This window comes from Shewanella sp. 1311 (assembly GCF_059338235.1).
The window spans coordinates 3,759,269-3,785,014 of record NZ_CM181686.1 but is presented as its reverse complement, the minus strand read 5'-3'; the positions used below and the strand labels follow the sequence as shown (position 1 = coordinate 3,785,014).

Below are 25,746 nucleotides of genomic sequence, written 5' to 3'. Positions count from 1 at the left end.
ACAAGTCAGTTAAACAAGTCAGTTAAACAAGAATATTTCACAAATTATTCAACAACTTAGCCTAGCTCGAAGCCACCAAAATCCAGATCAGCTTCGGGCTCAGGCTCAAAATTCAACTGCGGATTTAACGCCGCCCTTTCTTGCTCAATTTGCGCTTGCCTTGCTTTCATCATCGCCAACTGGCGACGGCGTTTACGTTGAGTGCACAGCCGAATGACATCGTACTTTTGCGCATCTGAAAACGTTAACCAATTGAATCTTTCGTCACGGCTTCGCAGGCAACCATTACAGTAACCGCGCGCATCGGTGGCACACACACCGATACAGGGACTGGGGATATCAAAAAAGGCTAACTGTTCCATAACCCGCCGCTATTCCTCTGTCAAAATGAGCTGTTCTCAAATGAAGCATGCTCAGATGAACCATGGTTAAACGACCCGTGCCCAAAACGAAGCTGCAGAATGGCGTTTAAAGCGATTCAAATACAACACACTTATCTAAAGTACTTGCAGAAACAACCTTAATCAAGGCACATTGAACAGAGTTTGTACAACTTGGAGCACTATCATGGGATACCGTCACTTTGCCAGTCTGCTCGTCGCCGTTGCCTTATTAAGCGCTTGTAGCAGTAAACCGAAAAACGATTACGATCTCAATTACGACTTCAGCACACTGCACAGCTTTACCCAGCTAACACCACAGCCTACGGACGACCCGCTCAGCGCCCAGCGTATTCAAGTAGAAATCAACAACCAGTTGACTCAAAAAGGCTTTGTCGAAAATACCCAAGCCCCCGACTTTAACGTCGCCTACGCCCTACTGACCCAAGATAAACCTAAGGATTCAGGGCTATCGATTGGATTAGGTACAGGCACATTCGGCCGTTCTGGTGGGATAGGAATCGGTACTAGCGTTGGGGTACCACTTGGCAGTGATACCGCTAAAATTCAAACTATTCAGATAGATATTGTCGACCCTAAAACCAAAACACTCATTTGGCGTGGTAGCGACAGTTATGATTTCGATGCAGGCGGCAATGAGAAAGCCCAAGATACCGCCAAAGCCGTTAGCCGAATTTTGGCGCAGTTCCCACCGACAAAATGATCAAGGCTGAGTGAGTAAAAATGGGCGAATTTCGCCCATTTTTATTAATGAAGAATGCTTGTCGTCAAATATCTTAGGCGAAATATCTTGGACTCAGGAAAAAAGCCCTGACGAGAGATAACGATCGCCCCTATCACAAACAATCGCCACAACCACTGAATCAGGATTCAGTCTGGCTATCTCAAGCGCAGCAAACACAGCACCACCAGAGCTGACGCCAGCACAAATACCTTCTTCGCGCGCTAAGGCTCTTGCCATGGTTTTTGCATCTTGCTCTTCAACATCAATGACTAAATCAACACGGGATGCATCGAAAATCCCCGGCAAGTACGCCTGCGGCCAACGGCGGATCCCAGGAATGCTACTGCCATCAGCGGGCTGAAGGCCAACAATGGTGATGTCAGGATTACAGCTTTTAAGGTATTTAGACACCCCCATTATGGTGCCAGTTGTCCCCATACTAGAGACAAAGTGCGTGATTTTACCTTGACTCTGTTGCCAGATTTCCGGACCGGTGGTGAGGAAGTGCGCATTCGCATTATCCTGATTATTAAACTGATCCAGCACCTTGCCTTTACCTTCAGTTTGTAACTGCAGTGCCAAATCCCGCGCCGTCTCCATGTTATCCACCAGCATGAGTGCTGCGCCATAAGCTTGCATCGCATCCTTACGCTCTTGTGTCGAGTTTTCGGGCATAATCAGGATCATCTTGTAGCCTTTGATCGCCGCCGCCATAGCTAACGCAATCCCAGTATTACCACTTGTCGCCTCGATAAGCGTATCACCCGGGCGGATCTCTTGGCGCAGTTCGGCCTGAATGATCATATTGAGTGCTGCACGATCCTTCACTGAACCCGCAGGGTTATTCCCTTCCAACTTTAACAGTACAGTTGAGGCGCCACAGTTAAGCCGCTGTAAGCGAACCAGCGGAGTTTGCCCAATACAGGCTTCAATTGTCGGAAAGTCAGACACTAGGATTATCCTTTACTTGATAAAAACAACTAAGCAATAGCCTATTCTAAGTGGGTTAGCATGCACAAACACAGTGAAAATGATCTAGGGCATACAATAAATCGCTCATACTTATTCAAAAAAGTTCTATTTAACTGACTTCTTATAAATAATTACTTCCACTACTCTATATGTCATAACGCTGACAAAGTTGCCAGTTCAAGGAGTAGCAAATGCAAATAAAAGTGATAAAGGCCCTACTGGGAACGCTCTTTCTGGGAACGTCACTCAATGTGGCTGCCGCAGATCAAACCCTGCTGAATTCTTCTTACGATATCGCGCGGGAATTATTCAGTGCCTACAACCCCGTTTTCGCCAAACATTGGCAAGAGAAAACAGGTAAAACTGTCGAGATTAAACAATCCCATGCTGGATCATCGGCACAGGCACGCTCAATTCTGCAAGGATTGCCAGCAGATGTGGTGACGTTTAACCAAGTGACAGACGTACAGGTCCTCCATGACCGCGGTAAATTGATCCCAGAAAATTGGCAACAATTACTGCCTAACGCCAGTTCACCTTACTATTCCACCATCGCATTTTTGGTACGCAAAGGTAACCCAAAACAGATCAGCGACTGGGGCGATTTAGCAAGAGATGACGTTAAACTGGTCTTCCCTAACCCTAAAACCTCTGGTAATGCGCGCTACACCTATTTAGCCGCATTAGGTTATGCCCAAAAAAGCTATGGTAAGGATAATCAGGCTTCACTGGATCAATTCCTGAAAAAATTCCTCGGTAACGTAGCAGTGTTTGATACTGGCGGTCGTGGTGCAACGACCTCATTTGTAGAACGCGGTATCGGTGATGTGCTGATTACGTTTGAATCGGAAGTGAACAATATCCGTCAGCAATATGGTGCGGACGATTACCAAGTTATTGTGCCAAAAACATCGATTCTGGCTGAGTTTCCCGTCGCTGTGGTAGAGAAAAACGCTAAACGCAACGGCACACAGGAGCTAGCGACTGAGTATTTGAATTATCTCTACAGCGAAGAATCACAACGACTATTGGCCGGCTTCAATTATCGTGTGCACAACGAAAAGGTTCAGGCAGAGTTCGCTAAACAGTTTCCTACGGTTGACCTGCTGACTGTTGAGCAAATCATTGGTGGTTGGGATAATGCCATGAAAACGCAGTTTGCTAACGGAGCAAAACTCGATGAGTTACTCAAGCGCTAATTTCAGCTTGATGCTATAAAAGGTTAACATTGCAACCCGGGCTCAGTCCCGGGTTAAGCAATTTTAGCGCATTGACGAGTGATGATTTTCAAGCAGCGAAGACGAATTCAATAGTCTTTAACTCAGACAGCCGATCGCTGACGGCAAATACAGCGTATTAAATTAACTCAACTAACCTGACCGGGTGATTATTCTGTGATTTTTAATAACGGGCGTTTACGCCATAAGCGGGTTCTTCCAGGTTTTACCATCAGCTTAGGTGTGTCCCTACTGTTTGTCAGCCTGATCCTATTATTGCCAACCACTGGGCTGATTATGCAGACCAGTTCAATGAGCTTGTCCGAATACTGGGGCGTCATCACAGATCCTCGGGTGCTGGCGAGTTACCGAGTCACCATACTATCGGCGCTCGCGGCATCGCTATTTAACTGCCTTTTCGGATTGTTACTCGCATGGGTGCTAGTACGTTATGAATTCCCCGGCAAACGCATCTTAGATGCATTGGTAGATTTGCCCTTTGCGTTGCCGACCGCCGTTGCAGGCATCACCTTAGCGACCCTGTATGCGGAAAACGGCCAAATCGGTAGTGTATTGGCAGAACTGGGTATAAAAGTCGCCTACACCCCGCTAGGCATAGTGGTCGCGATGATTTTCACCAGTATTCCCTTTGTGGTGCGTACCGTGCAACCGGTTCTCGAAGAGTTATCCCACGATGAAGAAGAAGCGGGCATGACCCTTGGCGCCTCAGATCGCGCGGTATTCTGGCGGATCATTTTGCCGTCATTGTGGCCAGCCTTAATGGTAGGGACAGCACTGTCTTTTACCCGCAGCCTAGGTGAATTTGGTGCCGTTATCTTTATCGCGGGCAACATGCCCTATATCAGCGAAATCACATCGTTAATGATCTTTGTCCGCCTGCAGGAGTTTGATTTTGCCGGCGCCAGTGCCATTGCCTCAGTGGTGCTGATGACCTCGCTACTGCTATTACTGTTAATAAACCTGTGGCAGGCGCGTTATCTGCGCCGCATTCATGGACGATAAGGAGCAAACATGAACTCATTTAAGCCCTTAAGAGTCGGTGAAGCCCCTCTTATCAAATGGAGCCTGATTACACTCGCCGTGTTCTTAGGTTTGCTATTGTTGCTATTGCCGCTGGTGAGTATTTTTCAACAAGCGTTTGTTGGTGGTTGGGAGCGTTATATCGGCCACTTAAGTCAGCCAGATTCGCTGCATGCGATTGGTTTGACGCTGATGGTTGCGGCGCTCACTGTCCCGATCAATTTAGTGTTCGGAATTATGCTGGCGTGGAGTGTCACTCGGTTTGAATACCCAGGTCGCAAGTTATTAATCACGCTAATTGATATTCCGTTTGCGGTATCACCTGTCGTCGCAGGTTTACTCTATTTACTGCTCTATGGCAACAGTGGTTGGCTGGGCGAATGGCTCTATGAGCACGATCTGCAGATCATGTTTGCTTGGCCGGGAATACTGTTAGTCACCATTTTTGTCACTTGTCCCTTTGTTGCCAGAGAACTCATTCCATTAATGCAACAACAGGGCGCATCGGAAGAAGAAGCCGCAGTGATCCTTGGCGCCTCATGGTGGCAACTCTTCCGCAGAGTAACGCTCCCTAATATCAAATGGGCACTGATTTACGGTGTGATCCTCACCAATGCCAGAGCCGTGGGCGAATTTGGTGCCGTTGCTGTAGTGTCTGGCAACATTCGCGGCGAAACCAATACCTTACCTTTACATGTACAATTATTGTATGAAGATTATCAGGCCGAAGCTGCCTTCGCGAGCGCGTCATTACTCGCCCTGATTGCGCTAGTGACCCTAATGCTAAAGGCCGTCGTTGAATGGCGACAACAACGCAGTTTATCCGCCAATGACAATAAAGAGCAGAGCCCATTATGAGTATTCGTCTTACTAATATTTCCAAGAAATTTGGCAAGTTTCAGGCGCTTTCCCCGCTGGATCTTGATATTCAAGAAGGGGAAATGATTGGTCTGTTGGGGCCTTCTGGTTCGGGTAAAACCACGTTATTGCGGATTATTGCTGGGCTCGAGGGAGCGGATAGCGGCAACATTTATTTCGGTGACCGAGATGTCACGCAAGTGCATGTGCGCGAAAGACGCGTGGGTTTTGTGTTTCAAAACTATGCGCTGTTTCGCCACATGACAGTCGCCGATAACGTCGCCTTTGGACTCGAAGTCATGTCCAAAAAGCAAAAACCTTCAGCGGCAGAAATACGTAAACGCGTGACCCAACTACTTGAAATAGTACAACTAGGCCATCTCGCGCAGCGCTATCCTGAACAGCTCTCGGGTGGACAAAAACAGCGAATTGCCTTGGCCCGTGCACTCGCGACGCAACCAGAAGTCTTGCTACTCGACGAACCCTTTGGTGCCTTGGATGCCAAAGTGCGTAAAGAACTACGCCGCTGGCTACGCAGCCTGCATGAGGAATTGAAATTCACCAGCGTGTTTGTGACCCATGATCAAGATGAAGCGCTTGAACTCTCTGATAGAGTGGTGGTGATGAGCAATGGTCATATAGAGCAAATCAATACGCCAGCTGAGTTATACTCGCACCCCAATAGTCGCTTTGTGTTTGATTTTCTCGGTAACGTCAATGTCTTTGAAGCCAGTTGGCAACAACAACGTTGGGAAAATGGCCAAGCATTTTTGACGCCTCCAGAACAACAAACATTACAGCAAGATGGTGTGCTCTATGTACGCAGTCACGAATTAGCGCTGTCAAACAAGCCTAATAGTCAGGCAAATTTGCCGTTCGATATTGTCGCCATGACCCCCATTGGCGCCGAAGTCAGAGTGGAATTAGCCCCACACGGCTGGCATAGCAAAGAACTGTGGGAAGCCAAGTTCACCCACCATAATCTGCATGAGCTCGGGTTACAAAAAGGCAGCATGGTTTACGCCACCCCAAGAACCGGTTACTTCTTTGGGGCGCAGGGTGAAAGCTCACCGACTCGTCTAAGCTGGCCATTCCTGCCACCAGGCAGTCTCGCCTTCGACATCTAAATTTCATTCTGATAGAAATCAGCAGCATTAGCGGTATCACTGGACAGTGATTCCGCTAAAACTGTCAGCCGGATCTAGCTAGCACTCATGGCATGAAGCAGAAATCTTACTCATGGGCATTCACGGTTCGGCTTGCGGCCCATTGTCGTAGCGCATTGATTTTATCGCTCATGACCACAGATAAAGGCCGAGTTTTACTGAGTTCTTCGAGTAGTAACACTTGATCGACACTGCGCTCAACGCTTCTTGCGGTATACATGGCAGCAATAACCGCTTGTTCGATTTCGGCGCCAGAAAATCCTTGGCTGCGGGCCGATAATTGGGCGAGATCTAAGCTCGCCACATCGATTCCACGGCGCTGACAATGGATTAAGAAGATGGCTTTACGTATGGCTTCGTCGGGTAAATCGACAAAGAAGATTTCATCCATCCTGCCCTTTCGCATCAATTCTGGCGGCAGAGCCAGAATGTCATTGGCGGTCGCCACCACAAACACTTCAGATTTACGCTCCGCCATCCAAGTGAGTAAGGTGCCGAGGATCCGCGTCGAAGTCCCCTCATCGCTGCTACTGCCGCTTAAGCCTTTTTCAATTTCATCTATCCAAAGCACGCAGGGCGACATCATGTCGGCGAGCTCCAGTGCATTTCGCAGGTTCTTCTCGGTTTCACCTATGTATTTGTTATATAAGGCAGCCATATCGAGCCTGAGCAAAGGTCGTTGCCAAACGCCCGCCACAGCCTTAGCCGCAAGGCTCTTACCACTGCCCTGAACGCCGAGCAGTAAAATCCCCTTAGGTACTTCGAGCGCTTTGGCGTGCAGAACTGGAGCCAGCTGGGCGCCTTGATCAATAGTGCTAGCTGCCGCTATGGGCGCGCGCTGCTTGAGCCATTTTTTTAGATTATGCAATCCAGCGACCTGCGAAAAATCACTGGTGTCGTATTCAAATTGCAGCACACCATTTAAGTCGAGTAACTGAAACTTAGCTTTATTGATGGCATCGATATCTGACAAGGTAATAGCGCCATCATCGACTATGGCTTTGCGTACCAGACGGCGGGCATCGTCTAAGGTCACGCCCCGCAGATTATCTGCCAATTTAACCACAGCGGTATCATCGACCAATAACGGCGTGCCTTGGTGACGAATTTTATCGACCTCAAGGTAAATCAGGTTTTGCAATTGCACTGTGCTTGGCAAGGTTAATTGAAAATAGGCGCAATAACGTTTGATTTCGGGCGGGATATCAAAGGCATGACTCACCAGCACTAATGTGTGTTGCAGTGTCTCGTATTCGAGGGCGATTTCTTTGAGTAAACGGACATTCTTTGGCGCATCAATCACAAAGGGATGAAAGTCGCACAGCACATAAATCCCCTGCTGCGAGGTTGATTTAATTTGTCCAAGCAAATCTGTGGGTTCGCTATTAAACTTTTGCGCCGCCATAGGTTTATCGACCCGTGCTAAACCTTGGGTAATGCTCCAAGTAAACACAGGTTGATAAAGCACACTGGCGACCCGTTTAAGTAACTCGACCACGCGATATTCTTCATAGGTTTCAATCACTACGATCGGCGTATTGGAGCGCAGCACTGAGGTTAAATCGCGAATATCTTGCATGTCTTTCACATCCCTTTTAACTAACCTAAAAATTGCCACAAAAAAGTCCAGCGAACTGGACTTTATACCAACCTTTGCACAGAACTGAACAAAGTACTCAACAAACAAGATTTAACGGTTTAGGTACTAATGTCCATCAAAAAATAAGTAATTCAACCACCCTTGCATCCTGAGTAATACCTTACGCATTACAGCCACATGATGAAAGTGCTCAGTGTAAATAGCAACTTGACCTGACACTCCAGCAGGGAACTCTTTACGAATAGCATCGTCATCTATATCGATAAGAACAACCACTCGACCATTTTGAAACAGGCGACTAGAGGACGCTAATACGCCACCCATTTGGATCTCACCTTCAGCCATTGCGGGTAGCACTTTCGCCACTTTGCCTTTAAACACTTTCCCTGGCGCGGCATCGAGAATAATCTCGGCCTCATCGCCTTCTTTCAGGCGCAGTAGGGAATTCTGCCAAAAGGCTCCGGCAAAATAACGTTGCTCGTCAGGGATAAAGCTCATCACGGGACGTAATGGTAAAGGCACAGCCATAGCCCCCGGACGGAGTGCCATTTGCGTGACGATACCATCAGCGGGTGCCCGTACTATGGTCTGCTCTAAATCATAGAGTGCGCTCGCTAAATCTCCCTGCAAGCCAGCCACTTTAGTATTAACGCCATCAATATTAGACTCATAGGCAAGCCTCATCCGTAACTCTTCTGATCTAGCGGCAGTTAACTGCGCTTCAGAAGCAAGATACAGTTGGCGTTTATTATCCAATTCCAATGCGGTAAAGGGAGAATTAGCGCCTCCTTTTCGATGACCGCTTTCATAGCGTTCATAGGCAGACTTATTACGGTCTTTATCAGCATTGACTCGCTCAACATTGGCTTTAGCCGATTCCAATGCGGCGGCGAGCTGTGGCACTTCTAACTCGGCAGCGACTAGCGCGGCACGCTTACGCTTTACTACGGCCTCAAAGGGGATGGGATCAATTCGGAAAAGTACATCTCCTTGTTTAACAGGAGTATTTGGCTGCACTTCAACACGAGTCACTAACCCTTTTACCGCAGGGGTAATAGGAATGGTGACAAAATATTCCCGAGCAAAACGTGAATAAGGATGGTTATAGTTCATTAGCAGTATTAAGGCACCAATGAGCACCACGCCCCCCAAAACGGCAGTAGGCACAGTCCATTTAGTCAGCGGGATTTTAAACACTTTAAAAATAACAATACAGATGGCGGCATAGGTCAGTATCAACAATAGATCCATTTTAGACCTCGACTTTATTGGTAATATTCGGCTCTTCAACAGCGGCGCTTGCTTGTTCTAATTGCTCAAGTCTCGCTTGTAACGCTATTACCGTCTGACGTAAAGTGCCCACATCCTCCTCTAACGCCTGCTCTCGTTTCATCACAGTACCAAATCCCCAGCCACGATCTTCTCGATATAAGGTGGCCCAGATCCATAAAAATGGCCAAATAGCATGTAACGTAAATAAACTCACCCACCCCGCAATATGCAGGGCATCTTGCTGTGGGTGATTACGCTTCTTGGCAATTTCGTATGGAATATCATGGATAGCAATCACACCATAAAAAATAACGACAACCACAAAAAATAAAATCCCTAACGCAAAGTAATCTAAAAACATTTGAATCCCCTCAATCATCATGATCACTAATCAAACAAACACAGTTGAATATCTTAAGGCTAAAATTAACAACTAAACAACATTATAGAACAACAAAAAACAATCACTTCCAGCCAAGTCAAATTGAATCGTGTTAACACCAAACCCAGTGATCTAAAGCACACTTGTTTATTTACATCATGCTCTAATGTACCGTTCGCGTTAAACTCATGGCTAAATTGCGCGCCATGACGCAATCCCTACAACTGCGAATAAAGGAATCACACATGATAGGCACTCCCTACACTGAGGGCGCACGACGCGCCATGTTGCTCGGCTGCGGTGAACTTGGCAAAGAAGTGGCCATTGAACTGCAACGCTTAGGCGTTGAAGTGATTGGCGTTGACCGTTACGCCAACGCCCCCGCCATGCAAGTCGCGCATCGCTCCCATGTGATCAATATGCTCGATGCCAACGCCCTGCGTGCAGTTATCGAGTTAGAAAAACCGCACTTAGTTATCCCAGAGATTGAAGCCATCGCCACCCAAACCTTAGTGGACATGGAAGCCGAAGGGGTAAATATCATCCCCACAGCCCGGGCGACTAAACTCACTATGGACAGAGAAGGTATTCGCCGCCTCGCCGCTGAGACCTTAGGTTTACCGACTTCTCCGTATTTTTTCTGTGATACTGAAACCAAATTTAATCAAGCGATTAGTGAAATAGGCGTGCCCTGCGTGGTTAAGCCAGTCATGAGCTCATCGGGCAAAGGTCAGAGCGTTATTCGCGATATCGCCCTCAGCCATAAAGCATGGCAATACGCTCAAGAAGGTGGTCGCGCCGGCGGCGGTCGAGTGATAGTCGAAGGTTTTATTCCCTTTGATTATGAAATCACCCTGTTAACCATTAGCGCAGTCAATGGCATTCATTTTTGTGCGCCCATTGGCCACAGACAAGAAGATGGCGATTACCGTGAGTCATGGCAGCCACAAGCCATGTCCGATGAAGTCCTAGCAAAATCCCAAGCGATTGCGAGCAAAGTCGTCGAAGCCATTGGCGGTTATGGATTATTTGGCGTAGAGCTGTTTGTTAAAGGCCATGAAGTGTATTTCTCTGAGGTCTCGCCAAGGCCACATGACACAGGCCTAGTGACACTGATCAGCCAAGATTTATCGGAATTTGCCCTGCATGTTAGAGCCATTCTGGGTCTGCCAATCCCCAATATCTATCAGCATGGGCCAAGCGCTTCGGCGGTGATTTTAGCCGAAGGCACCTCAAGTAATATCCGCTATCAAGGCATTGCCGCTGCATTAGAGGCGGTCAACACTCAACTCAGATTATTTGCCAAACCCGATATCGATGGCCGCCGCCGCTTAGGTGTCGCGCTTGCCCGTGATATCGATATCGACAGCGCAGTCAGCAAAGCACTCGATAGCGCCAGCAAAGTGAAGGTCATCTTTTAAGCGGGTTTAGCTGCTTAAAATTGGCTTCAAGCACAAGCTACAAATCAAAGGGAAATGCGCTTCAACGCTATTTCCCTTTTTCAATGCACACAGTACAACATCAAGAACCTTTACCAATAAAAAGTGACCCACCCAAACCGACAGAGTAAACTAGCGCCCTTGTCTTGTGGCCTTACTTTGCAAGCAAAGCAAACCTTGTAGTCTGATGCTTTATTTCAGGCGATTTATTCTGAGATCCCTAGCGCTTATTTCAGGCTATGGATGTTAAGCCTGTGACTTAATTCAAACGTGAAATAAGTAAAACCAAACAATAACAAATCATTAGTAATAGAAACCAAAAGTAGTAGAAACCAATGCAGCTTCAGCCTTCTTGCTTTACCTCTTTCACACAAGCCATTGATGCCTATGCCCTGCCGCAACGTTTTACTTTTCCTTTCTATTACGAACCGCATCCATTATGCGTGCTTGCAGCCAACGAATTACAACACCACCTCGAGACTCAGCACGACTGGCAACATAACTTTGGCCTAACGGGTGAGTTAACTGGCGCCATTGGCAAGATGTTCGGCGTATTGCTGGTACAAAATCCGCAAGGTGAAGTCGGCTATTTATCTGCATTTTCGGGCAAATTAGCCGAGCAAAACCATTGGCCACGCTTTGTTCCACCTGTGTTTGATATGCTGGCTAAGGACAATTTTTTCCACGCCGAAAATCTGCAAATCAACCAAATTAACGAGCAGCTGTTTGCAGTAGAAAACCATCCCGACATTCCGAGGCTATCAACCGAGCTAGAAACTGAACAAGCTCAAGCGCAAGCCGAACTTGACGCCCACAGACAAGTGATGATCGATAGCCGCCAATCTCGCAAGGCGCAGCGTAATCAACTCGCAGCCCAATTGGCTGCCAATCCGACTGATGAGACCTTGCGTGAAAACGCAATAACTGAAGCAAAGCTCAGCCAGGAAAGCATCAGTGAAAAGAATCAGTTAAGAGATATTAAACGCTATTGGGATGAACGTATTCATACCATCAGCCAAGCGCTAAGCCAACTGACAGATGAGCGCGATGCGTTACGACAACAGCGTAAGCGGCTCTCGGCGGCGCTGCAGCAAAAGCTGTTTGAGCAGTATCGTTTTCTCAATATTAAAGGCACAGAAAAGAGTCTGAACGGCATATTTAATGGCACGGTTGAGTTAACCCCGCCCGCAGGCTCGGGCGAATGTGCCGCGCCTAAGTTGTTACATTACGCCTTTAAACATGACCTTAAACCATTGGCGATTGCCGAGTTTTGGTGGGGCGCGCCGCCAAAATCAGAAATCCGCCAGCATAAGCAGTTTTATCCCGCCTGCCTGCGAAAATGCCAACCTATTCTGGGACATATGCTCGAAGGACTCGTGGTTGATGACAACCCTCTGCTGACCAACCCCGCCGAAGGCAAAACCTTAGCCATCCTCTACCAAGACGATGCGATGGCGATTGTGAGTAAACCCGCCGAGTTTTTATCCGTGCCCGGCAAAGAAATTGAAGACTCAGTGTATTCGCGTATCCGCCAAACCTTCCCCTATGCCACAGGGCCGCTTATCGTCCACAGGCTCGATATGTCGACCTCGGGATTAATGGTGATCGCGCTGACAAAAGATGCCCATAAACAGCTGCAAAAACAATTTATCCAGCGCACTGTGACTAAACGTTATGTGGCACTTTTGGCGGGAATTCCTGCGGTAATGGCGAATAAGCAAGCGACGGGTAACATCTCTTTACCCTTGCGTGGTGATTTAGACGATAGACCGAGACAACTCGTTTGCCACGAGTTTGGTAAAGCAGCCGAAACCCATTGGGAATTGAGCCAACTTGATGAAATGGCACGTACAGCCCGCGTATATCTGTATCCAAAAACAGGCAGAACCCATCAACTCAGGGTTCACTGCGCCCACTCAGAGGGGCTAAATACACCGATTGTCGGTGACGACCTCTACGGCACTCGCGCCAATCGCCTACATCTGCATGCGGATTTATTGATGCTTCAGCATCCCGTTACCCGTGAGCGGATGCGCTTTCAGGTCGATCCTGATTTTTGAGATCTGAGTTCTGATATTGATTAGCAAGGCACCCAAGGAAGAACCAAGCTTAGGGTGATATCTGTGCTTGAAGATTAAGATTTGATGCAGGCTTTTTGACCTCGATGTAAAAGCGGGCTTTTTCGGGCATAGTAATGCCTCACTCAAAACGGAATCGATAGCAGTAGTATGGGCATAGGCAATCTGGTTAAAAACATTAGCCGAAATCAATGGCTGTTATTCGTTTTGTTGAGCACCGCCGTATTTATGAGCGCCTGTCAGCCCGTATCGGAACCGAGTGAACTCACGGCAAACCCAAATGCCAATTACCCAACAAAAGCCGTTTCAGAATCCGCAGCTATTCGTGCTCAACTCACCCAGGAAGTCTATATCTGGCAGCGCCAATGGCGCCCCGCCAATCAAACGGCATTAGTGCAAAGCCAAGGAGCATTCCAAGGATTACGTATTTTAGCGCTGCAAGCACATCCCAAACCCAATGGCGCAGATATTTGGTTTGAAGTCGCGGTCAATCATGCTTGGCTTCAGGCAGATCCTAGGCCTAAAGTCGCCGTGATCCGCTTAGATGGCCAATTCGCGCATTTAAATGATGAAGCAGTGATCCATAAAATCAGCCAAGTACTGGCACATTGGCAGGCAAAAGGCACGCACATCGACGGAGTTGAAATCGATCACGACAGTGCCAGCAGCAAACTGCCCGTCTATCGGGATTTTCTTAAAAAGTTTAAAGCGCAGTTACCAGCAGACCTTAAACTCAGCATTACCGCCCTGCCCGCTTGGCTCAATAGCGCCGATTTCCCCGCATTACTCACCAATATCGATGAACTCGTGCTGCAAATTCATAGCGTGAGCGACCCTCGCCTCGGACTATTCGATGCCACTCAGGGTTGGCAATGGTTACAGCAACTCTCAAAAATCAGTACTGTGCCTTATCTTATTGCGCTTCCCGCTTACGGCTCGGCGGTCATCAGCACAGCTTCAGGTTATAAAGTGGAGAGTGAAACACCGCTGCGGGGTCAACTCAATGACACCCATGCAGTACAGGAACTGATGGCCGACCCGCAATTATTGCAAGCTTTTGTGCACAAACTGCAAAGCCGCACTGATGCCAAGCTCAAAGGCATTATCTGGTTCAGGCTGCCGCTGGAAGGGGATAAAAGGGTTTGGCCACTCGATACCTTAATCGCTGTGGCACAGCAAGGTGAACTTGCCGCCAAGATTGAATTAGTGATCTCAAGCGATAACGCCATCCAAACGACATTAGCCACTGAAAATAAGACTAAAAATCAAGAAATCCTCAAGCCACAGCTCTTCCAACTGAGCTTAATTAATCGCGGTAATATTGCCGGTGAGATTCCCGCGAGTTTGTCCCTAGCGGGACAAGCTTGCAGCGGGTATGATGCGCAAAATGGCTATCGCGTAATACAAAAAAATGGGCTGTTAGTCTGGCAGTGGCGAGCAGACAATACCGCCGCGTTGGCGCCGACTGACACATCTCCAAGCGCGACGAACATGCCAATGCCGCAAGCAAACAAAGACACTCAAAAACACATGCTCAACCCTGGCGGCCAGAAAGTGATAGGCTGGGCACGTTGTGAGTCATTATATTTACAGGGAATTTATGCGCCATAAGCCAAAATCATCATCCACAATGGCAACATCCAATCGGGCTTTTATGCTTAAAAAGACCACACTTATCTGTTTAAGCCTATTTTCGCCAATGCTATTGGCCTGCGGCCCCGATTTCCCTTTGCAATTGACTCAGGACAGGCAAAGTAATCTCAGCTATTTACCGCAAACCTCCTTTAGCCAGCAGCTTACCGCCCTCGCAAAACCTTTGCCTTGGCAGTATCCAGATGCGCCAGCCGCGCAGGAATATCTGTGGGATGAAGTGCATAGCCGTTATCTGTCACAAACTCGCGCCTTTGAAAACAGCGAGTTAAGTGAAGCCCATTTAATTTTAGTGAACACACTAAGGGATGCGACAGGTCCAATCGAGGCCGAACAAATGGCTGCGAAGTTGGATAAGGATCTGCCCCAAGCGCTGACCTGGTACACCTTAGGCGCCGTGGCGTTTGAGGCAAAAGATTATGATAGAGCGAGTAACTATTTTAGCAAAATCATTAAATTACCAGAAAGCGAACGCGCATCTCGCAGCCTGTGGGCACTCTATTCGCTGTCGCGTATTGAGCTTATCTTAAGTAAAACCTCGGCGGATCCTGAGCACTTTAATCGTGCCAACGCTTACCTGACTCAATTGCAAAACGAAGTCACCCAAGGCGCCGCCGATCCCCTGCGTTTGAGCTTAGCGAGCCTGGGTGAGCAAGCCTATATTCTGCTGCACCAAGGCCAGCCGCTCCCGCAAGTGACTAATCAAGGTGCAGGTGAAACCGAGTCAGAACTGCAAATGACGCTTACCCCTGATGCACTGAATAAGGCGATTGAGCTCTACGCCACCCAATCGGTACAAGGCGATAGCGGCGGTTATGATTCCTTATTGATGTTAAGCCGCACCTTGATGGGGAAAGACATTGCTGAACTAAAACCGTTACTGCAACAGGCAAGCGTGCAGCAGTTATTGATTGCCTATTGGCAAAGCAGCACCAATGAATTTGCCTACGATGGCCAGCTTTCGGAAATGGGCTCAAAGGTAGCTGAAATCCTCAAAGTGTTTCCAACCGATGGTTTACAACTCAACCATGGCGATAAGTTAGCCGCGATTTATTACCAGCTTGGGGATTATGCCAGTGCTGAGCGCCTATTGACGCTAGCGAAACCCAGCGGCCTCACTTGGTGGCTCAACGCAAAATTACTGCTACAAAAGGGCGATCAAGCAGAAGCGGCCAAGGCCTATGCTCAGGCAGCGCGTCACTTCCCCAAACAGTCTAATGAAACATTGGCCACAGTTGATGCCAAAGAGACTCAGCAGCAAGCCATTAATGCCGATGAAGATACAGCCACTTACTGTCGTATTCGCGCCGAGCAAGGCGTGTTATCCCTAGAGCGCGGCGAATATGTCGATGCGCTCAATCACTTACTCGCCAGCGGCGACGAGTACTGGCAAGACATCGCCTATGTGGCGGAGCGCGTGCTCACCACGGCTGAACTTAAGTTATTTATCGATGAGCATGTGCCGCTTATCGCCTTCGAATATCCTAAAGATAGCGACTGGTACGATAATATAGAGCCGATTAACAATCGCTTACGCTATTTACTGGGCCGCAGATTATTACGTGAAGGCGCAATTTCCGAAGCGCCTGATTATTTCCCTAATCCTAATCTTAATGCCAGCGCCCTCGCCTACGGCACTGAGCTGAACGCGGCGAAAAGTGCAACAGGCATAGATAGCGCTAAGGCCTATTGGGCGGCGGCCGAACTTGCCCGCCACCAAGGTATGGAAATCTTAGGGTTTGAATTAGCCCCGGATTACGCTATCTACCAAGGGGTTTTCGATCTAAGCGATTGGAATGAACCGAGCAAATTGGCCGAAAAAGAACAGCTGCGGCTCAGCGCCAGCCAAGCCGTTCCCGATAAACGCTTTCATTATCGCTACACGGCGGCGGAACTGGCCAACAAGGCATCGGATCATGTACCCCAAAACAGCCAAGCCTATGCCGCGCTACTCTGTCAAGCCACGGGTTGGGTATTGTATCGAGATCAAGAACTTGCCCTACGCTACTACAAAAAATACGTCGCCAACGGCCCCTTTGTGCCTTGGGCCGAAAACTTTGGTATGCAGTGTGAAACGCCCGATTTTGACGGTGCAGTAAAACGAGCACTGGCCAATGAAATTGCAGAATGGAACGCCCTGTATCACAAGCTGAAAAAGCCCGTCGTATTTGGCGTATTAGCAATCATGGGCTTATTGGGTGTGTGGTGGATGCGTAGAAGATCTAAAAAACAACAAAATAACCTTTAAATATATAGAGATATGGCGCATAGCTGACCTTCACTATACGCCATTTTCATATCATGCAGTTTAGTTAAAGTAAGGTGTAACAGTAAGATTAATCTCCTTGATCTCGGTAAACACAACAGGTGCTGCGAATAAGACTTCAGAGAAAGGTGAAGAGGCATATACTGCTGCTTTTACTGCTTCGTTTAGCTCAGCAAGCTGACTTGGTTGTATTACAGAGTAATTAACCACATTTGCTTGTTCATCAAGATGAAAATTAACCTTTACCATTTGGTCTTTAAAAGATTCATCAACGACTAAGTTTGATTGAATTTTATTCATCACTAATACCGAACATTCTTTCACTGTGTCACAAGATTTAGGAACTCGACTCTTGCTAGCACACCCACAAAACACTAATCCAAAAACTATAATCAAAATTATCTTATACATAACATTCCTTGTTCTAATGCATTCCTTAATTCACACAATTAATCACTTCACCCTGTAAATAACCGTGCACATTCGCAACGGCAATATTGAGTAGACTTTGTCTGGCTTCCTTAGTCGCCCACGCATTATGGGGACTAATGCTGATATTTGGTGCATGCAATAAGGGATTATCCGCGCTGGGCGGCTCGGTCGATAATACATCGACACCGGCAAATAAGTGGTTTTGTGAAAGCGCTGCTGCAAGCGCGGACTCATCAATTAATCCACCGCGCGCCGTATTAATAAGCAGCGCATTAGGCTTCATCAAGGCGAGTGCTTGGTGATTGATAAATTGCTCAGTCTCAGGGGTAAGCGGGCAATGCAGCGAGATAATATCTGATTCGCTCAGCACAGTATCACGCGGTACCCAAGTGGAACCTTGGGGCAAGTCTTTGATAACAGAGCGGGTATTGACGAGCACTTTCATCCCGAATGCAAGGGCGAGCGTCCCAACCTGCTGGCCGATATCACCATAACCTATTAAACCTAAAGTCTTGCCTTTTAAGGATTGCAGCGGCATTAAGGTGAAACAAAAATCTTGGCAGTTCACCCACAGACCATCGACCACGGCTTGATGATGGGCAGCCACGGCTTGGGTGTGATGCAGTATATGGGCAAAAACCATCTGCGCTACGGCATCGGGCGCATAGGCGGGCACATTCGTTACCACTATTCCGCGCGCTTTTGCAGCCGCTATATCGACAACGTTAGTACCCGTTGCCAATACGCCTATGTATTTCAGTGCCGGAAGTTGCGCCAGAGTCTTAGCATTGAGCGGCGTTTTATTGGTGAGAATGATCTCTGCACTTTGGGCACGCGCAACAATATCGGCGCCAGCGGTGCGAGGGAAACACGCAAACTCGCCTAGTTCAGTCAAGGATTGCCAACTGAGATCGCCAGGATTTAAAGTTTCGCCATCGAGTACAACTATCTTCATGCCGCTAAATCTCCTTTTAAAACGATGTGTTAGTGCTAAAAGCTGACTTTGAGCCCAAGGTTAGCCTGCGCCTGCCACATCACATCCGACGTAATGTGCCATAGGCATTCATCTTCATTACAAAACAGTGAGCTGTCGCTGTTGATAAACGTCGCGTAACCGCGAATATCTGCAAACAAACCAAAGTGTTGAGTGACTTGATACTCTACCCCACCGCCAATCCCCATAGAGAAACGCGTTTCACTCGACCAAGCGTCAGGCAGCATGCGGGTGATCCCTGCACTTGCGGTGACGTAGGGTCGAATATCGCCACGGGGAAAATATAAAGTGCCACCTAAGTGGATATAATCTAAGTCTAACGAGGTAAGACGATCGGGCGTAAACAAACCGCCACTTTTGAGTTCAGAGGCTTGGTGGCTGTATAAAAGATAAATATTACCGGGATCATTCGTGGCAATGCCCAGCATTAGGCCGTAATGGCTTGATTCCTCGACCTTCACATTTTTCTTGTCGCCCGTTTGATCTGCGTTGACGTCAACTTGATTAACATCAAATTGACCGCCACCCAGACTATAACCGCCAAAAGGTGCGACAAACACCTCAGCCTGCGCGGACATAGTCACAGGTAACAAACTCGCCAACAGCAACAGGCTATGCGTGTTTTTCATAATGAATTCCTTATCTTTTATAAAATCCAAAGCAATCAAGACTAACGCATACCGCGCTCAGACTTGACTCTGTCATAGGCCGCTTGAATATCCTGTGCCTTACGATTTGCCAGCTCCATCATTTCCGGTGGCAGGCCTTTAGCGACTAACTTATCGGGATGATGTTCGTTCATCAACTTACGGTAAGCTCGCTTAACTTCTTGGTCGCTGGCTTCGTTAGTAATCCCCAGCAAACTGTAGGCATCGGTAATCGATGTTTTGTTGCCACTTGAGGTCTGATGAAAGCGAAACTCCGCTTGCCAGCGCTTCAGTAATTCATCTAACTGCGCTCGACCATAACCTAACTCTTGGGCAATCGTCATCAAGATAGCGTGTTCAGCGGGATCCAGTTCACCATCGGACAATGCCGTTTGGATCTGAATTTCAATGAACATCTGCACTAACTCTTTGCGTCCCATGGTAATAACGCGGAAAGCTTGGAGGCTGCTGCGTAGATCAAAATCCGCCGATTTCCCCTCGCGAAACGCCTGCTGCGCTTCTTTACGGGCTTCACCGGTTAAGCGCATTTGATCCATCAACAGGGTCGCGATGCGAATATCGGTTTCAGTCACCTGTCCCGACGCTTTCGCCACATGCCCCATCACCGCAAAGGTGGTGTTAAAGAAGATCGCTTGGCGATTCTTAGCCTGCCCTAGAACTTGTCGAAACCCCACGCCAGAAGCTGCGCGCTTATCGTAGAGGTGCCCGAGCCACAAGCCGAGCAAAGCACCAAAGATGCGGCCGAACATAAAGCCAATGATAAACCCAAAAAACTTACCCCAAAAGCGCATCTTATATCCTGATTTCTATAATGTATTTGATGTGCCAGCGCTATCCTATGGATAAGCAAGCACAGATATTTAGGTATTGCTTTGTAATCTGAGTTCGAGCCCTTGCAGGCGTGCAATCGTGCCAACATCGCACCAAAGCCCGTGAAACAGCGCGCCGCTGACTCGGCCTTGGGCCATTTGCTTTCTAAGCAGCGGACCGAGTGCAAACGCGCCCTGCGGCGTGTGATTAAACAGCGACGGCCGATAAATGCCCATGCCAGAGAAAGTGTGCTTAGTCTCACCAAGCTCCTGCACTCGATTGCCACTCAAGGCGAAATCCCCCTGCGGATGCTGCTCAGGATTAGGCACTAGCCAGAGATGGGCGAGCGTATCGGCAGCAAGCTGCGTGATTGGCGGTAAGGCATCGATAAACACATCACCATTAATGACCAAAAAGGGTTCATCGCTTTCCCCCTCACACAATAAAGGCAAAGCCCGTTTAATGCCGCCGCCGGTTTCAAGCGCACTCTCTTCGGCGCTATAGCGAATTCGCACCCCAAAAGCGCTGCCATCGCCCAGCGCCTCGACTAATTTATGCCCTAGCCAAGCATGGTTGATGACGATATCGACTATGCCTAACGCGGCGAGTTTTTCAATATGGTAAACAATCAACGGTTTACCTAATACTGGCACCATAGGTTTAGGCATATTATCCGTTAACGGCCGTAACCTCTCACCTCGTCCGGCGGCCAAGATCATGGCTTTCATTGCTTAACCTCAGATAAAGACTGGCTAGCTGCAAACGCAGGCAACACGCGACGAGTCAACCAGTGTGCAAATGACACGAGTTCGGGATACTGCATGGCAATGTCGACAATATACGTTAATGTCAGTGGAATATCCGCCATATACGCAGGTTTACTGTCACGATAATTTAACCGTGCAAAAATCCCCACCGCCTTGATATGACGCTGCAAGCCCATGAGATCAAACCAAGTTTGATATTGTTCCATAGTAGCCAGTGCGGGAATGAAGCCTAGCGCGAGTGCTTGCTGATAATGGTATTGCATCAAGTCTGCGACTAACTGCTGCGGCCAGCGAATATAACAATCACGCAATAGCGATACCGCGTCGTAGGTCACAGGGCCGACGACGGCATCCTGAAAATCAATTACGCACAGCTTGCCTGCTTGCAGCATAAGATTGCGGCTATGGAAATCCCTATGCATCCCCACGCTAGGCTGAGATAGCGCATTGTCGACAAGCAGATCGAAGCTATGGCTTAGCATTTGCAGCTCTGACTCGTCCAAAGACAAATTAAGATGAGTGCCGAGTAGCCACTCAGTAAAGATGTGCAATTCACGGCGAACAAAGGCTTCGTCGTACAGAGGTAAGGGCTCAACTAGGCCGCTATCAAGATGCTGACTTTCAACTACAGAGGCCACTTGCGGCAGTAAATCGAGCGCCTGACGATAATAGTCAGCCACGTTTTGCACGTTAAGCACTGATAACAGCTGGGTATCGCCTAAGTCGCTCATCAGCATAAAACCTTGAGCAGCGTCGGCATGGATCACTTTTGGAACTGTCAATCCCACGGCGGCATAGGCATTAGATAAAGCGATAAAGGGTACGATGGGTACCAGTTGTGGCGGTGAATCGGCGGCGATAAAGGTGGCATCGGGCGTCGTGATCCGAAAGTAACGTCTAAAACTTGCGTCACCGGAAATCAATACTGGTGTCACCTCATCGGAAAAATATGCATTCAGCCACTGATTTAGGGAAAGAAATCTCGGATCGGATAAAGTCATTTCATGGCTCTTAAAGAAAAATTGCTTTATTATAGCTGGCATATAATTTGGAAACAGCTAAGAAATTGAGAGATTTATTAAGCGGCGTTGCGTTTGTAAATTGCAACTTTCCCCATCCATACTTGTCCAGAATAAGAAATCATAATTACTGACCTAAAGATGCAGATCCGATACCTTCTGGCCCTGAGCCTGTTACCGCAATTAGTCCTGGCAGACGACTCTCCAACCGCTTCGGCATCTCAATGCTTAATCGAACCGCCAGTACCCCGTATCGTATCTCAAACCCAAGGAATGAGTGCGGCTGAACTCAACAAAATTCGTATCACGTCTGATAACACCAATGCCGAAATGGGCAAACAGGCGATTTTTCGTGGTGATGTGGTTTTTAGCCAAGGCGATAGACACATAGCGGCCGATGAGGCGATTTTAGATCAAGCGACCGAACAGTTTGATGCCAATGGTAATTTAGTCTTCCAAGACAGTAACTTCACTGTTACCGCCGAGTCATTACAAGCTCAAATGCGCTCCAATCGTGCCACCCTTAAAGGGGCGCAATATTGGCTGCATGGACAACAGGTCCATGGCGATGCAGAAAAGCTGCAAATTACCATCAATAACAATTTAATTTTAACCAATACCAACTTTACCACTTGTCCTCCTGACAATGTCTCTTGGCTGCTCGAAGCCGAGAAAATCAAGATTAACAGTGAAGAAGAATGGGGTGAAATTTGGAATGCCAAGTTAAGAGTCGGCGGCGTGCCTGTATTCTACATTCCCTACATGACAGTGCCGGTTTCAGATAAACGTAAGTCGGGCTTTCTCTACCCCAGCTTTAGTACCAGTACCACTAATGGCGTCGAAATTGCTGCGCCCTATTACTGGAACATTGCCCCTGAATATGATTTAACCTTTACACCTAACTATATGTCTAACCGTGGTTTATTCACTAAGACTGAGTTTGGTTATTTAGCAGGCGAGGCTCAAAAAGGTCGAGTCAATTTTGAATATCTAGGCAACGACCAATTGATCAGTGGCAGCCCTAATCGCTACCTGTACAACTGGCAACACCAAGGGTCAATCGACAAGAATTGGCGGGTATTAGCTAATTTTACCGACGTGTCAGACAACAACTATTTCAATGACTTAAAGTCAGATGTTAACCGTGCAACTGACAACCAATTGTCGCGCATAGGTGAAATCAGCTACTTCGAAAGTAACTGGGATATCAGCACCCGGGTCCAAGATATTAAAGTACTCGGTGAAGACGAAAAACCGTATCAGGTGATGCCTCAGGTCAACTTTAACTATCGCGCCGCCGATTTTTGGAACAATTTAGATTTTGGCTTTAATTCAGAGCTGACGAATTTTGCCCATCAAGACAACAATGTGAACACGGCGACGCGTTTACATATGTCACCGAGCGTGACCCTGCCAATTCACGGACCTTCGGGCTCACTGACCAGCCAAGTGAAGCTGATGCAGACCAATTATTGGCAGCATAATGAAGACCCTGATCTTGTTGTCGATGACACGGTAAGCCGTACCATTCCGCAAGTACGGATTAATGGTCAGATTAACTTCGAGCGTTTTACTGAGCTTTTCGATGAAAACTATCGCCAAACACTGGAACCGCAATTCCAATATCTTTATGTTGGCTACGAAGACCAACGCGGCATAGGAATTTACGATACGGCCCAATTACAGGATGACTATTTTGGTCTATTCCGTGATCGCCGCTTCTCGGGGCTAGATCGTATTTCCGATGCGAACCAAGTCACACTAGGTGTTACCACGCGTATCTTTGATAGTCATAACCAAGAGGCGACTAAATTCAGCCTAGGGCAAATTTTTTACCTGCAAGACAGTAAAGTCGGCTACGAAGACAATATTTTTGAATCAAATCAATCGACATCTGTACTCGCTGCCGAGTTAGATACCCGTTTGACGAATGATTGGTACATGGGTGCGGCGATTCAATACGACACCAACACCAGTGAAAATAAAAAAACGGAAGTCACCTTAGATTTCAGACCCGAAGCGAACAAATTGCTGCAATTTAGCTATCGCTACGTCCCCGATTTATTGAACTCCAATACCAATGATACTGTGAACATCTCCCAAGCGGGTGTTCGTGGCGCTTGGCCCATCAGTGACGATCTCTACTTCGTGGGTAATTGGTATTATGACTTAAACGAAAGCCGCAGCATTGAAACCTACACAGGTATTCAATACGAATCATGCTGTTATGCGGTGCGATTTAGTTATCACTACCGCATTAAAACTAACTATGACGACAACATAGGCTCTGCAGCTATCGACTCGCGTGAGCAGTTTGAAAGCGGCTTCTACCTGAACTTAGTCATTAAAGGACTCGGTGGTTCTGGCCCATTAGGCGTATCAGATATGCTCAATGACGGCCTGTTTAACTACAGAAAACCGCTTTATCTGAGGAATTAGCAAAGAATTGTGATAGATTGCTGAACCTCAACAAGGACTGAGAGTCCAAACAGGTTAATGAGTGCTTTACCGTTTGCCTTTTGCTAACGCTAATAAAAGCGGATCTTAAGGTTTAACCATGCACTCAAATGCATCGCCAAAAAATTACATTAGGGCAACTCGCTGTAATTTCGATATAAATGGTAAAGTTATTTCAATTAAGCCGTCGAACCTGACCTTAGAACGTGCCAAGGATTTTGTGGATGAAACCCAGTAAACATCTGATTTTTGCTTTATTTGCACTCGCTATCAGCCAACCTACATTGGCCGCACCTCAGCCGCTCGACCGCGTTGCGGTCCAAATTAACGACGGCATAGTGCTCGAAAGTGAAATCACTAACATGATTGACACTGTTAAAGCCAATGCCAAAACGGCAAACCAATCGTTACCTTCTGACAGTGCCCTGCGCACTCAGGTGATTGAACGTTTGATCTTGACCCGTTTACAACTGCAAATGGCAGATCGTATTGGCCTGCATATTGGTGACTTACAATTAGACCAAGCGATTGAAAACATCGCGCGCGAACAAAAAATGTCTGTGGCGCAGATGCAACAGAAAATTGAAAGCGAAGGGTTAAGCTTCAGCCAATACCGCGAGCAATTGCGCGAAGAAATCACCTTAGGTGAAATTCAACGTATTCAAGTACAACGTCGTATCCAAGTGTCACCACAGGAAATTACTAGCCTAGTCAAACTCATCCAAGAACAAGGGATGAAAGATGTAGAATACCAAATTGGCCACATCCTGATTGACGTGCCAAATAATCCTACCAGTGAACAACTGGAATCCTCGAGCAAACGTGCCAATATCGTTTTGGAGCGTTTGAAGAGTGGTGAAGATTTCCGTCGTACCGCTATCGCATCTTCTTCGGGCCCTAAAGCACTCGAAGGCGGTATTTGGGACTACATGAACATCAACGAAATGCCAACCCTGTTCGCCGAAGTGATCAACGGTGCGAAAACGGGTGACATTATCGGCCCGATTAAGAGTGGTGCAGGTTTCCATATTATTAAAATCATGGATGCTCGCGGCCTACAAACCAAAGAAATTGAAGAAGTCAGAGCGCGACACATTTTGCTCAAGCCATCGCCAATTTTGTCAGAAGATCGTGCTAAAGCCATGCTTGAGCAATTCCTGAAGCAAATTCGCTCAGGTGAAGCTAAGTTTGAAGACCTAGCGCGTCAATATTCTGAAGATCCAGGTTCAGCCACTAAAGGCGGCGAATTAGGTTGGGCAGAGCCAAGCATTTACGTGCCAGAGTTCGCTCAAACCCTTAACAGTTTAAAAACTGACCAGATCAGCGAGCCATTCCGTACTACTCACGGTTGGCACATTACCCAGTTAGAAGAACGCAGAAAAACCGATGCCACGGATCAGTTCAACAGTAACCGTGCGCACCAGTTGATCTTCCGTCGCAAATTTAACGAAGAACTGCAAAACTGGCTAGACGAAATGCGTTCAGACGCATACATTGAAATCTTCCAGCCAGAGACCAATCGAGGTTAATTCT

General features: G+C 47.5%; 22 protein-coding genes. 11 read left to right on the top strand and 11 right to left on the bottom strand.

The window, feature by feature from the left end:
• Positions 1 to 56 precede the first annotated feature (56 nt).
• The gene (locus AC5YB3_RS16845) at positions 57 to 362 is read right to left on the bottom strand and encodes a DUF1289 domain-containing protein (protein WP_259483449.1); all 306 of its coding nucleotides are present in this window, start codon (positions 360 to 362) and stop codon (positions 57 to 59) included.
• Positions 363 to 567: 205 nt separating this feature from the next.
• Between AC5YB3_RS16845 and AC5YB3_RS16840 the strand changes: the two genes are divergently transcribed.
• Positions 568 to 1,104 carry a DUF4136 domain-containing protein gene (locus AC5YB3_RS16840; protein WP_006085795.1) on the top strand — a complete coding sequence of 179 codons (537 nt, stop codon included), beginning with the start codon at positions 568 to 570 and terminating at the stop codon, positions 1,102 to 1,104.
• A gap of 93 nt (positions 1,105 to 1,197) precedes the next feature.
• Here the strand turns inward: AC5YB3_RS16840 and cysM are convergent, their stop codons facing one another.
• Positions 1,198 to 2,076, bottom strand: a complete 879-nt coding sequence (cysM, locus tag AC5YB3_RS16835) for a cysteine synthase CysM (protein WP_494525775.1) — start codon at positions 2,074 to 2,076, stop codon at positions 1,198 to 1,200.
• A 212-nt stretch (positions 2,077 to 2,288) separates the two neighbouring features.
• Between cysM and cysP the strand changes: the two genes are divergently transcribed.
• The 4 genes from cysP to AC5YB3_RS16815 all read left to right on the top strand — a co-directional run bounded on the left by cysP (position 2,289) and on the right by AC5YB3_RS16815 (position 6,340).
• Positions 2,289 to 3,296, top strand: a complete 1,008-nt coding sequence (gene cysP / locus AC5YB3_RS16830) for a thiosulfate ABC transporter substrate-binding protein CysP (RefSeq protein WP_063883704.1) — start codon at positions 2,289 to 2,291, stop codon at positions 3,294 to 3,296.
• A 195-nt stretch (positions 3,297 to 3,491) separates the two neighbouring features.
• Entirely contained in the window at positions 3,492 to 4,337 is an 846-nt protein-coding gene (gene cysT, locus AC5YB3_RS16825; RefSeq protein WP_012088487.1) for a sulfate/thiosulfate ABC transporter permease CysT, read from the top strand.
• A gap of 9 nt (positions 4,338 to 4,346) precedes the next feature.
• Positions 4,347 to 5,213, top strand: a complete 867-nt coding sequence (gene cysW, locus AC5YB3_RS16820; protein WP_226059255.1) for a sulfate ABC transporter permease subunit CysW — start codon at positions 4,347 to 4,349, stop codon at positions 5,211 to 5,213.
• Positions 5,210 to 6,340 carry a sulfate/molybdate ABC transporter ATP-binding protein gene (locus AC5YB3_RS16815; RefSeq protein WP_494525774.1) on the top strand — a complete coding sequence of 377 codons (1,131 nt, stop codon included), beginning with the start codon at positions 5,210 to 5,212 and terminating at the stop codon, positions 6,338 to 6,340. Before cysW ends, AC5YB3_RS16815 begins: the two co-directional genes overlap by 4 nt.
• A 106-nt stretch (positions 6,341 to 6,446) precedes the next feature.
• Here the strand turns inward: AC5YB3_RS16815 and AC5YB3_RS16810 are convergent, their stop codons facing one another.
• The 3 genes from AC5YB3_RS16810 to AC5YB3_RS16800 form a co-directional block, all read right to left on the bottom strand.
• Entirely contained in the window at positions 6,447 to 7,958 is a 1,512-nt protein-coding gene (locus AC5YB3_RS16810; protein WP_494525773.1) for an AAA family ATPase, read from the bottom strand.
• A 126-nt stretch (positions 7,959 to 8,084) separates the two neighbouring features.
• Positions 8,085 to 9,230, bottom strand: coding sequence for an HlyD family secretion protein (locus AC5YB3_RS16805; RefSeq protein WP_106649697.1), 1,146 nt, complete (start codon positions 9,228 to 9,230; stop codon positions 8,085 to 8,087).
• A gap of 1 nt (position 9,231) precedes the next feature.
• Positions 9,232 to 9,612, bottom strand: a complete 381-nt coding sequence (locus AC5YB3_RS16800; RefSeq protein WP_220592210.1) for a DUF3302 domain-containing protein — start codon at positions 9,610 to 9,612, stop codon at positions 9,232 to 9,234.
• A gap of 266 nt (positions 9,613 to 9,878) precedes the next feature.
• Between AC5YB3_RS16800 and purT the strand changes: the two genes are divergently transcribed.
• The 4 genes from purT (at position 9,879) to AC5YB3_RS16780 (ending at position 17,048) form a co-directional block, all read left to right on the top strand.
• On the top strand, positions 9,879 to 11,054 hold the full coding sequence (gene purT / locus AC5YB3_RS16795) for a formate-dependent phosphoribosylglycinamide formyltransferase (RefSeq protein WP_494525772.1): 1,176 nt from the start codon (positions 9,879 to 9,881) through the stop codon (positions 11,052 to 11,054).
• Between the two features lie 353 nt (positions 11,055 to 11,407).
• Complete coding sequence (locus AC5YB3_RS16790; RefSeq protein WP_494525771.1) at positions 11,408 to 13,132, top strand: RluA family pseudouridine synthase; 1,725 nt, start codon at positions 11,408 to 11,410, stop codon at positions 13,130 to 13,132.
• A 168-nt stretch (positions 13,133 to 13,300) separates the two neighbouring features.
• Positions 13,301 to 14,761: a DUF3142 domain-containing protein gene (locus AC5YB3_RS16785; protein WP_494525770.1), complete on the top strand. Its 1,461-nt coding sequence runs from the start codon at positions 13,301 to 13,303 to the stop codon at positions 14,759 to 14,761.
• Positions 14,751 to 17,048, top strand: a complete 2,298-nt coding sequence (locus AC5YB3_RS16780) for a hypothetical protein (RefSeq protein WP_494525769.1) — start codon at positions 14,751 to 14,753, stop codon at positions 17,046 to 17,048. The genes AC5YB3_RS16785 and AC5YB3_RS16780 overlap by 11 nt, the downstream gene beginning before the upstream one ends.
• A gap of 60 nt (positions 17,049 to 17,108) precedes the next feature.
• Here AC5YB3_RS16780 and AC5YB3_RS16775 read toward each other — a convergent pair whose 3' ends face one another.
• The 6 genes from AC5YB3_RS16775 to AC5YB3_RS16750 all read right to left on the bottom strand — a co-directional run bounded on the left by AC5YB3_RS16775 (position 17,109) and on the right by AC5YB3_RS16750 (position 21,738).
• Positions 17,109 to 17,477 (bottom strand): cell envelope integrity TolA family protein, encoded by a 369-nt coding sequence (locus AC5YB3_RS16775; protein WP_006085813.1) that lies wholly within the window; start codon positions 17,475 to 17,477, stop codon positions 17,109 to 17,111.
• A gap of 25 nt (positions 17,478 to 17,502) precedes the next feature.
• Positions 17,503 to 18,453, bottom strand: coding sequence for a D-2-hydroxyacid dehydrogenase (locus AC5YB3_RS16770; protein ID WP_006085814.1), 951 nt, complete (start codon positions 18,451 to 18,453; stop codon positions 17,503 to 17,505).
• Between the two features lie 35 nt (positions 18,454 to 18,488).
• Entirely contained in the window at positions 18,489 to 19,121 is a 633-nt protein-coding gene (locus AC5YB3_RS16765; RefSeq protein ID WP_283629868.1) for an outer membrane beta-barrel protein, read from the bottom strand.
• Positions 19,122 to 19,162: 41 nt separating this feature from the next.
• Positions 19,163 to 19,951 (bottom strand): co-chaperone DjlA, encoded by a 789-nt coding sequence (gene djlA, locus AC5YB3_RS16760; RefSeq protein ID WP_126491324.1) that lies wholly within the window; start codon positions 19,949 to 19,951, stop codon positions 19,163 to 19,165.
• Between the two features lie 69 nt (positions 19,952 to 20,020).
• Complete coding sequence (murU, locus tag AC5YB3_RS16755; protein WP_071940195.1) at positions 20,021 to 20,698, bottom strand: N-acetylmuramate alpha-1-phosphate uridylyltransferase MurU; 678 nt, start codon at positions 20,696 to 20,698, stop codon at positions 20,021 to 20,023.
• Positions 20,695 to 21,738: an aminoglycoside phosphotransferase family protein gene (locus AC5YB3_RS16750; RefSeq protein WP_494525768.1), complete on the bottom strand. Its 1,044-nt coding sequence runs from the start codon at positions 21,736 to 21,738 to the stop codon at positions 20,695 to 20,697. The genes murU and AC5YB3_RS16750 overlap by 4 nt, the downstream gene beginning before the upstream one ends.
• Positions 21,739 to 21,897: 159 nt before the next feature.
• On the opposite strand from AC5YB3_RS16750, the gene lptD reads away from it, so the two are divergent.
• Both lptD and surA read left to right on the top strand, forming a co-directional pair.
• The gene (gene lptD / locus AC5YB3_RS16745; RefSeq protein WP_259520656.1) at positions 21,898 to 24,195 is read left to right on the top strand and encodes an LPS assembly protein LptD; all 2,298 of its coding nucleotides are present in this window, start codon (positions 21,898 to 21,900) and stop codon (positions 24,193 to 24,195) included.
• A gap of 242 nt (positions 24,196 to 24,437) precedes the next feature.
• On the top strand, positions 24,438 to 25,742 hold the full coding sequence (gene surA, locus AC5YB3_RS16740) for a peptidylprolyl isomerase SurA (protein ID WP_006085822.1): 1,305 nt from the start codon (positions 24,438 to 24,440) through the stop codon (positions 25,740 to 25,742).
• Positions 25,743 to 25,746 lie beyond the last annotated feature (4 nt).

Bases quoted from the DNA above. Each gene is read 5' to 3' on its own strand.
- AC5YB3_RS16775 (WP_006085813.1), bottom strand. From the start codon at position 17,477: ATGTATAAGATAATTTTGATTATAGTTTTTGGATTAGTGTTTTGTGGG.
- djlA (WP_126491324.1), bottom strand. From the start codon at position 19,951: ATGCGCTTTTGGGGTAAGTTTTTTGGGTTTATCATTGGCTTTATGTTC.
- AC5YB3_RS16790 (WP_494525771.1), top strand. From the start codon at position 11,408: ATGCAGCTTCAGCCTTCTTGCTTTACCTCTTTCACACAAGCCATTGAT.
- AC5YB3_RS16805 (WP_106649697.1), bottom strand. From the start codon at position 9,230: ATGGATCTATTGTTGATACTGACCTATGCCGCCATCTGTATTGTTATT.
- AC5YB3_RS16785 (WP_494525770.1), top strand. From the start codon at position 13,301: ATGGGCATAGGCAATCTGGTTAAAAACATTAGCCGAAATCAATGGCTG.
- AC5YB3_RS16780 (WP_494525769.1), top strand. From the start codon at position 14,751: ATGCGCCATAAGCCAAAATCATCATCCACAATGGCAACATCCAATCGG.
- purT (WP_494525772.1), top strand. From the start codon at position 9,879: ATGATAGGCACTCCCTACACTGAGGGCGCACGACGCGCCATGTTGCTC.
- lptD (WP_259520656.1), top strand. From the start codon at position 21,898: ATGCAGATCCGATACCTTCTGGCCCTGAGCCTGTTACCGCAATTAGTC.
- cysP (WP_063883704.1), top strand. From the start codon at position 2,289: ATGCAAATAAAAGTGATAAAGGCCCTACTGGGAACGCTCTTTCTGGGA.
- surA (WP_006085822.1), top strand. From the start codon at position 24,438: ATGAAACCCAGTAAACATCTGATTTTTGCTTTATTTGCACTCGCTATC.
- AC5YB3_RS16815 (WP_494525774.1), top strand. From the start codon at position 5,210: ATGAGTATTCGTCTTACTAATATTTCCAAGAAATTTGGCAAGTTTCAG.
- AC5YB3_RS16810 (WP_494525773.1), bottom strand. From the start codon at position 7,958: ATGCAAGATATTCGCGATTTAACCTCAGTGCTGCGCTCCAATACGCCG.
- cysW (WP_226059255.1), top strand. From the start codon at position 4,347: ATGAACTCATTTAAGCCCTTAAGAGTCGGTGAAGCCCCTCTTATCAAA.
- AC5YB3_RS16750 (WP_494525768.1), bottom strand. From the start codon at position 21,738: ATGACTTTATCCGATCCGAGATTTCTTTCCCTAAATCAGTGGCTGAAT.
- AC5YB3_RS16765 (WP_283629868.1), bottom strand. From the start codon at position 19,121: ATGAAAAACACGCATAGCCTGTTGCTGTTGGCGAGTTTGTTACCTGTG.
- murU (WP_071940195.1), bottom strand. From the start codon at position 20,698: ATGAAAGCCATGATCTTGGCCGCCGGACGAGGTGAGAGGTTACGGCCG.
- AC5YB3_RS16845 (WP_259483449.1), bottom strand. From the start codon at position 362: ATGGAACAGTTAGCCTTTTTTGATATCCCCAGTCCCTGTATCGGTGTG.
- AC5YB3_RS16800 (WP_220592210.1), bottom strand. From the start codon at position 9,612: ATGTTTTTAGATTACTTTGCGTTAGGGATTTTATTTTTTGTGGTTGTC.
- AC5YB3_RS16770 (WP_006085814.1), bottom strand. From the start codon at position 18,453: ATGAAGATAGTTGTACTCGATGGCGAAACTTTAAATCCTGGCGATCTC.
- AC5YB3_RS16840 (WP_006085795.1), top strand. From the start codon at position 568: ATGGGATACCGTCACTTTGCCAGTCTGCTCGTCGCCGTTGCCTTATTA.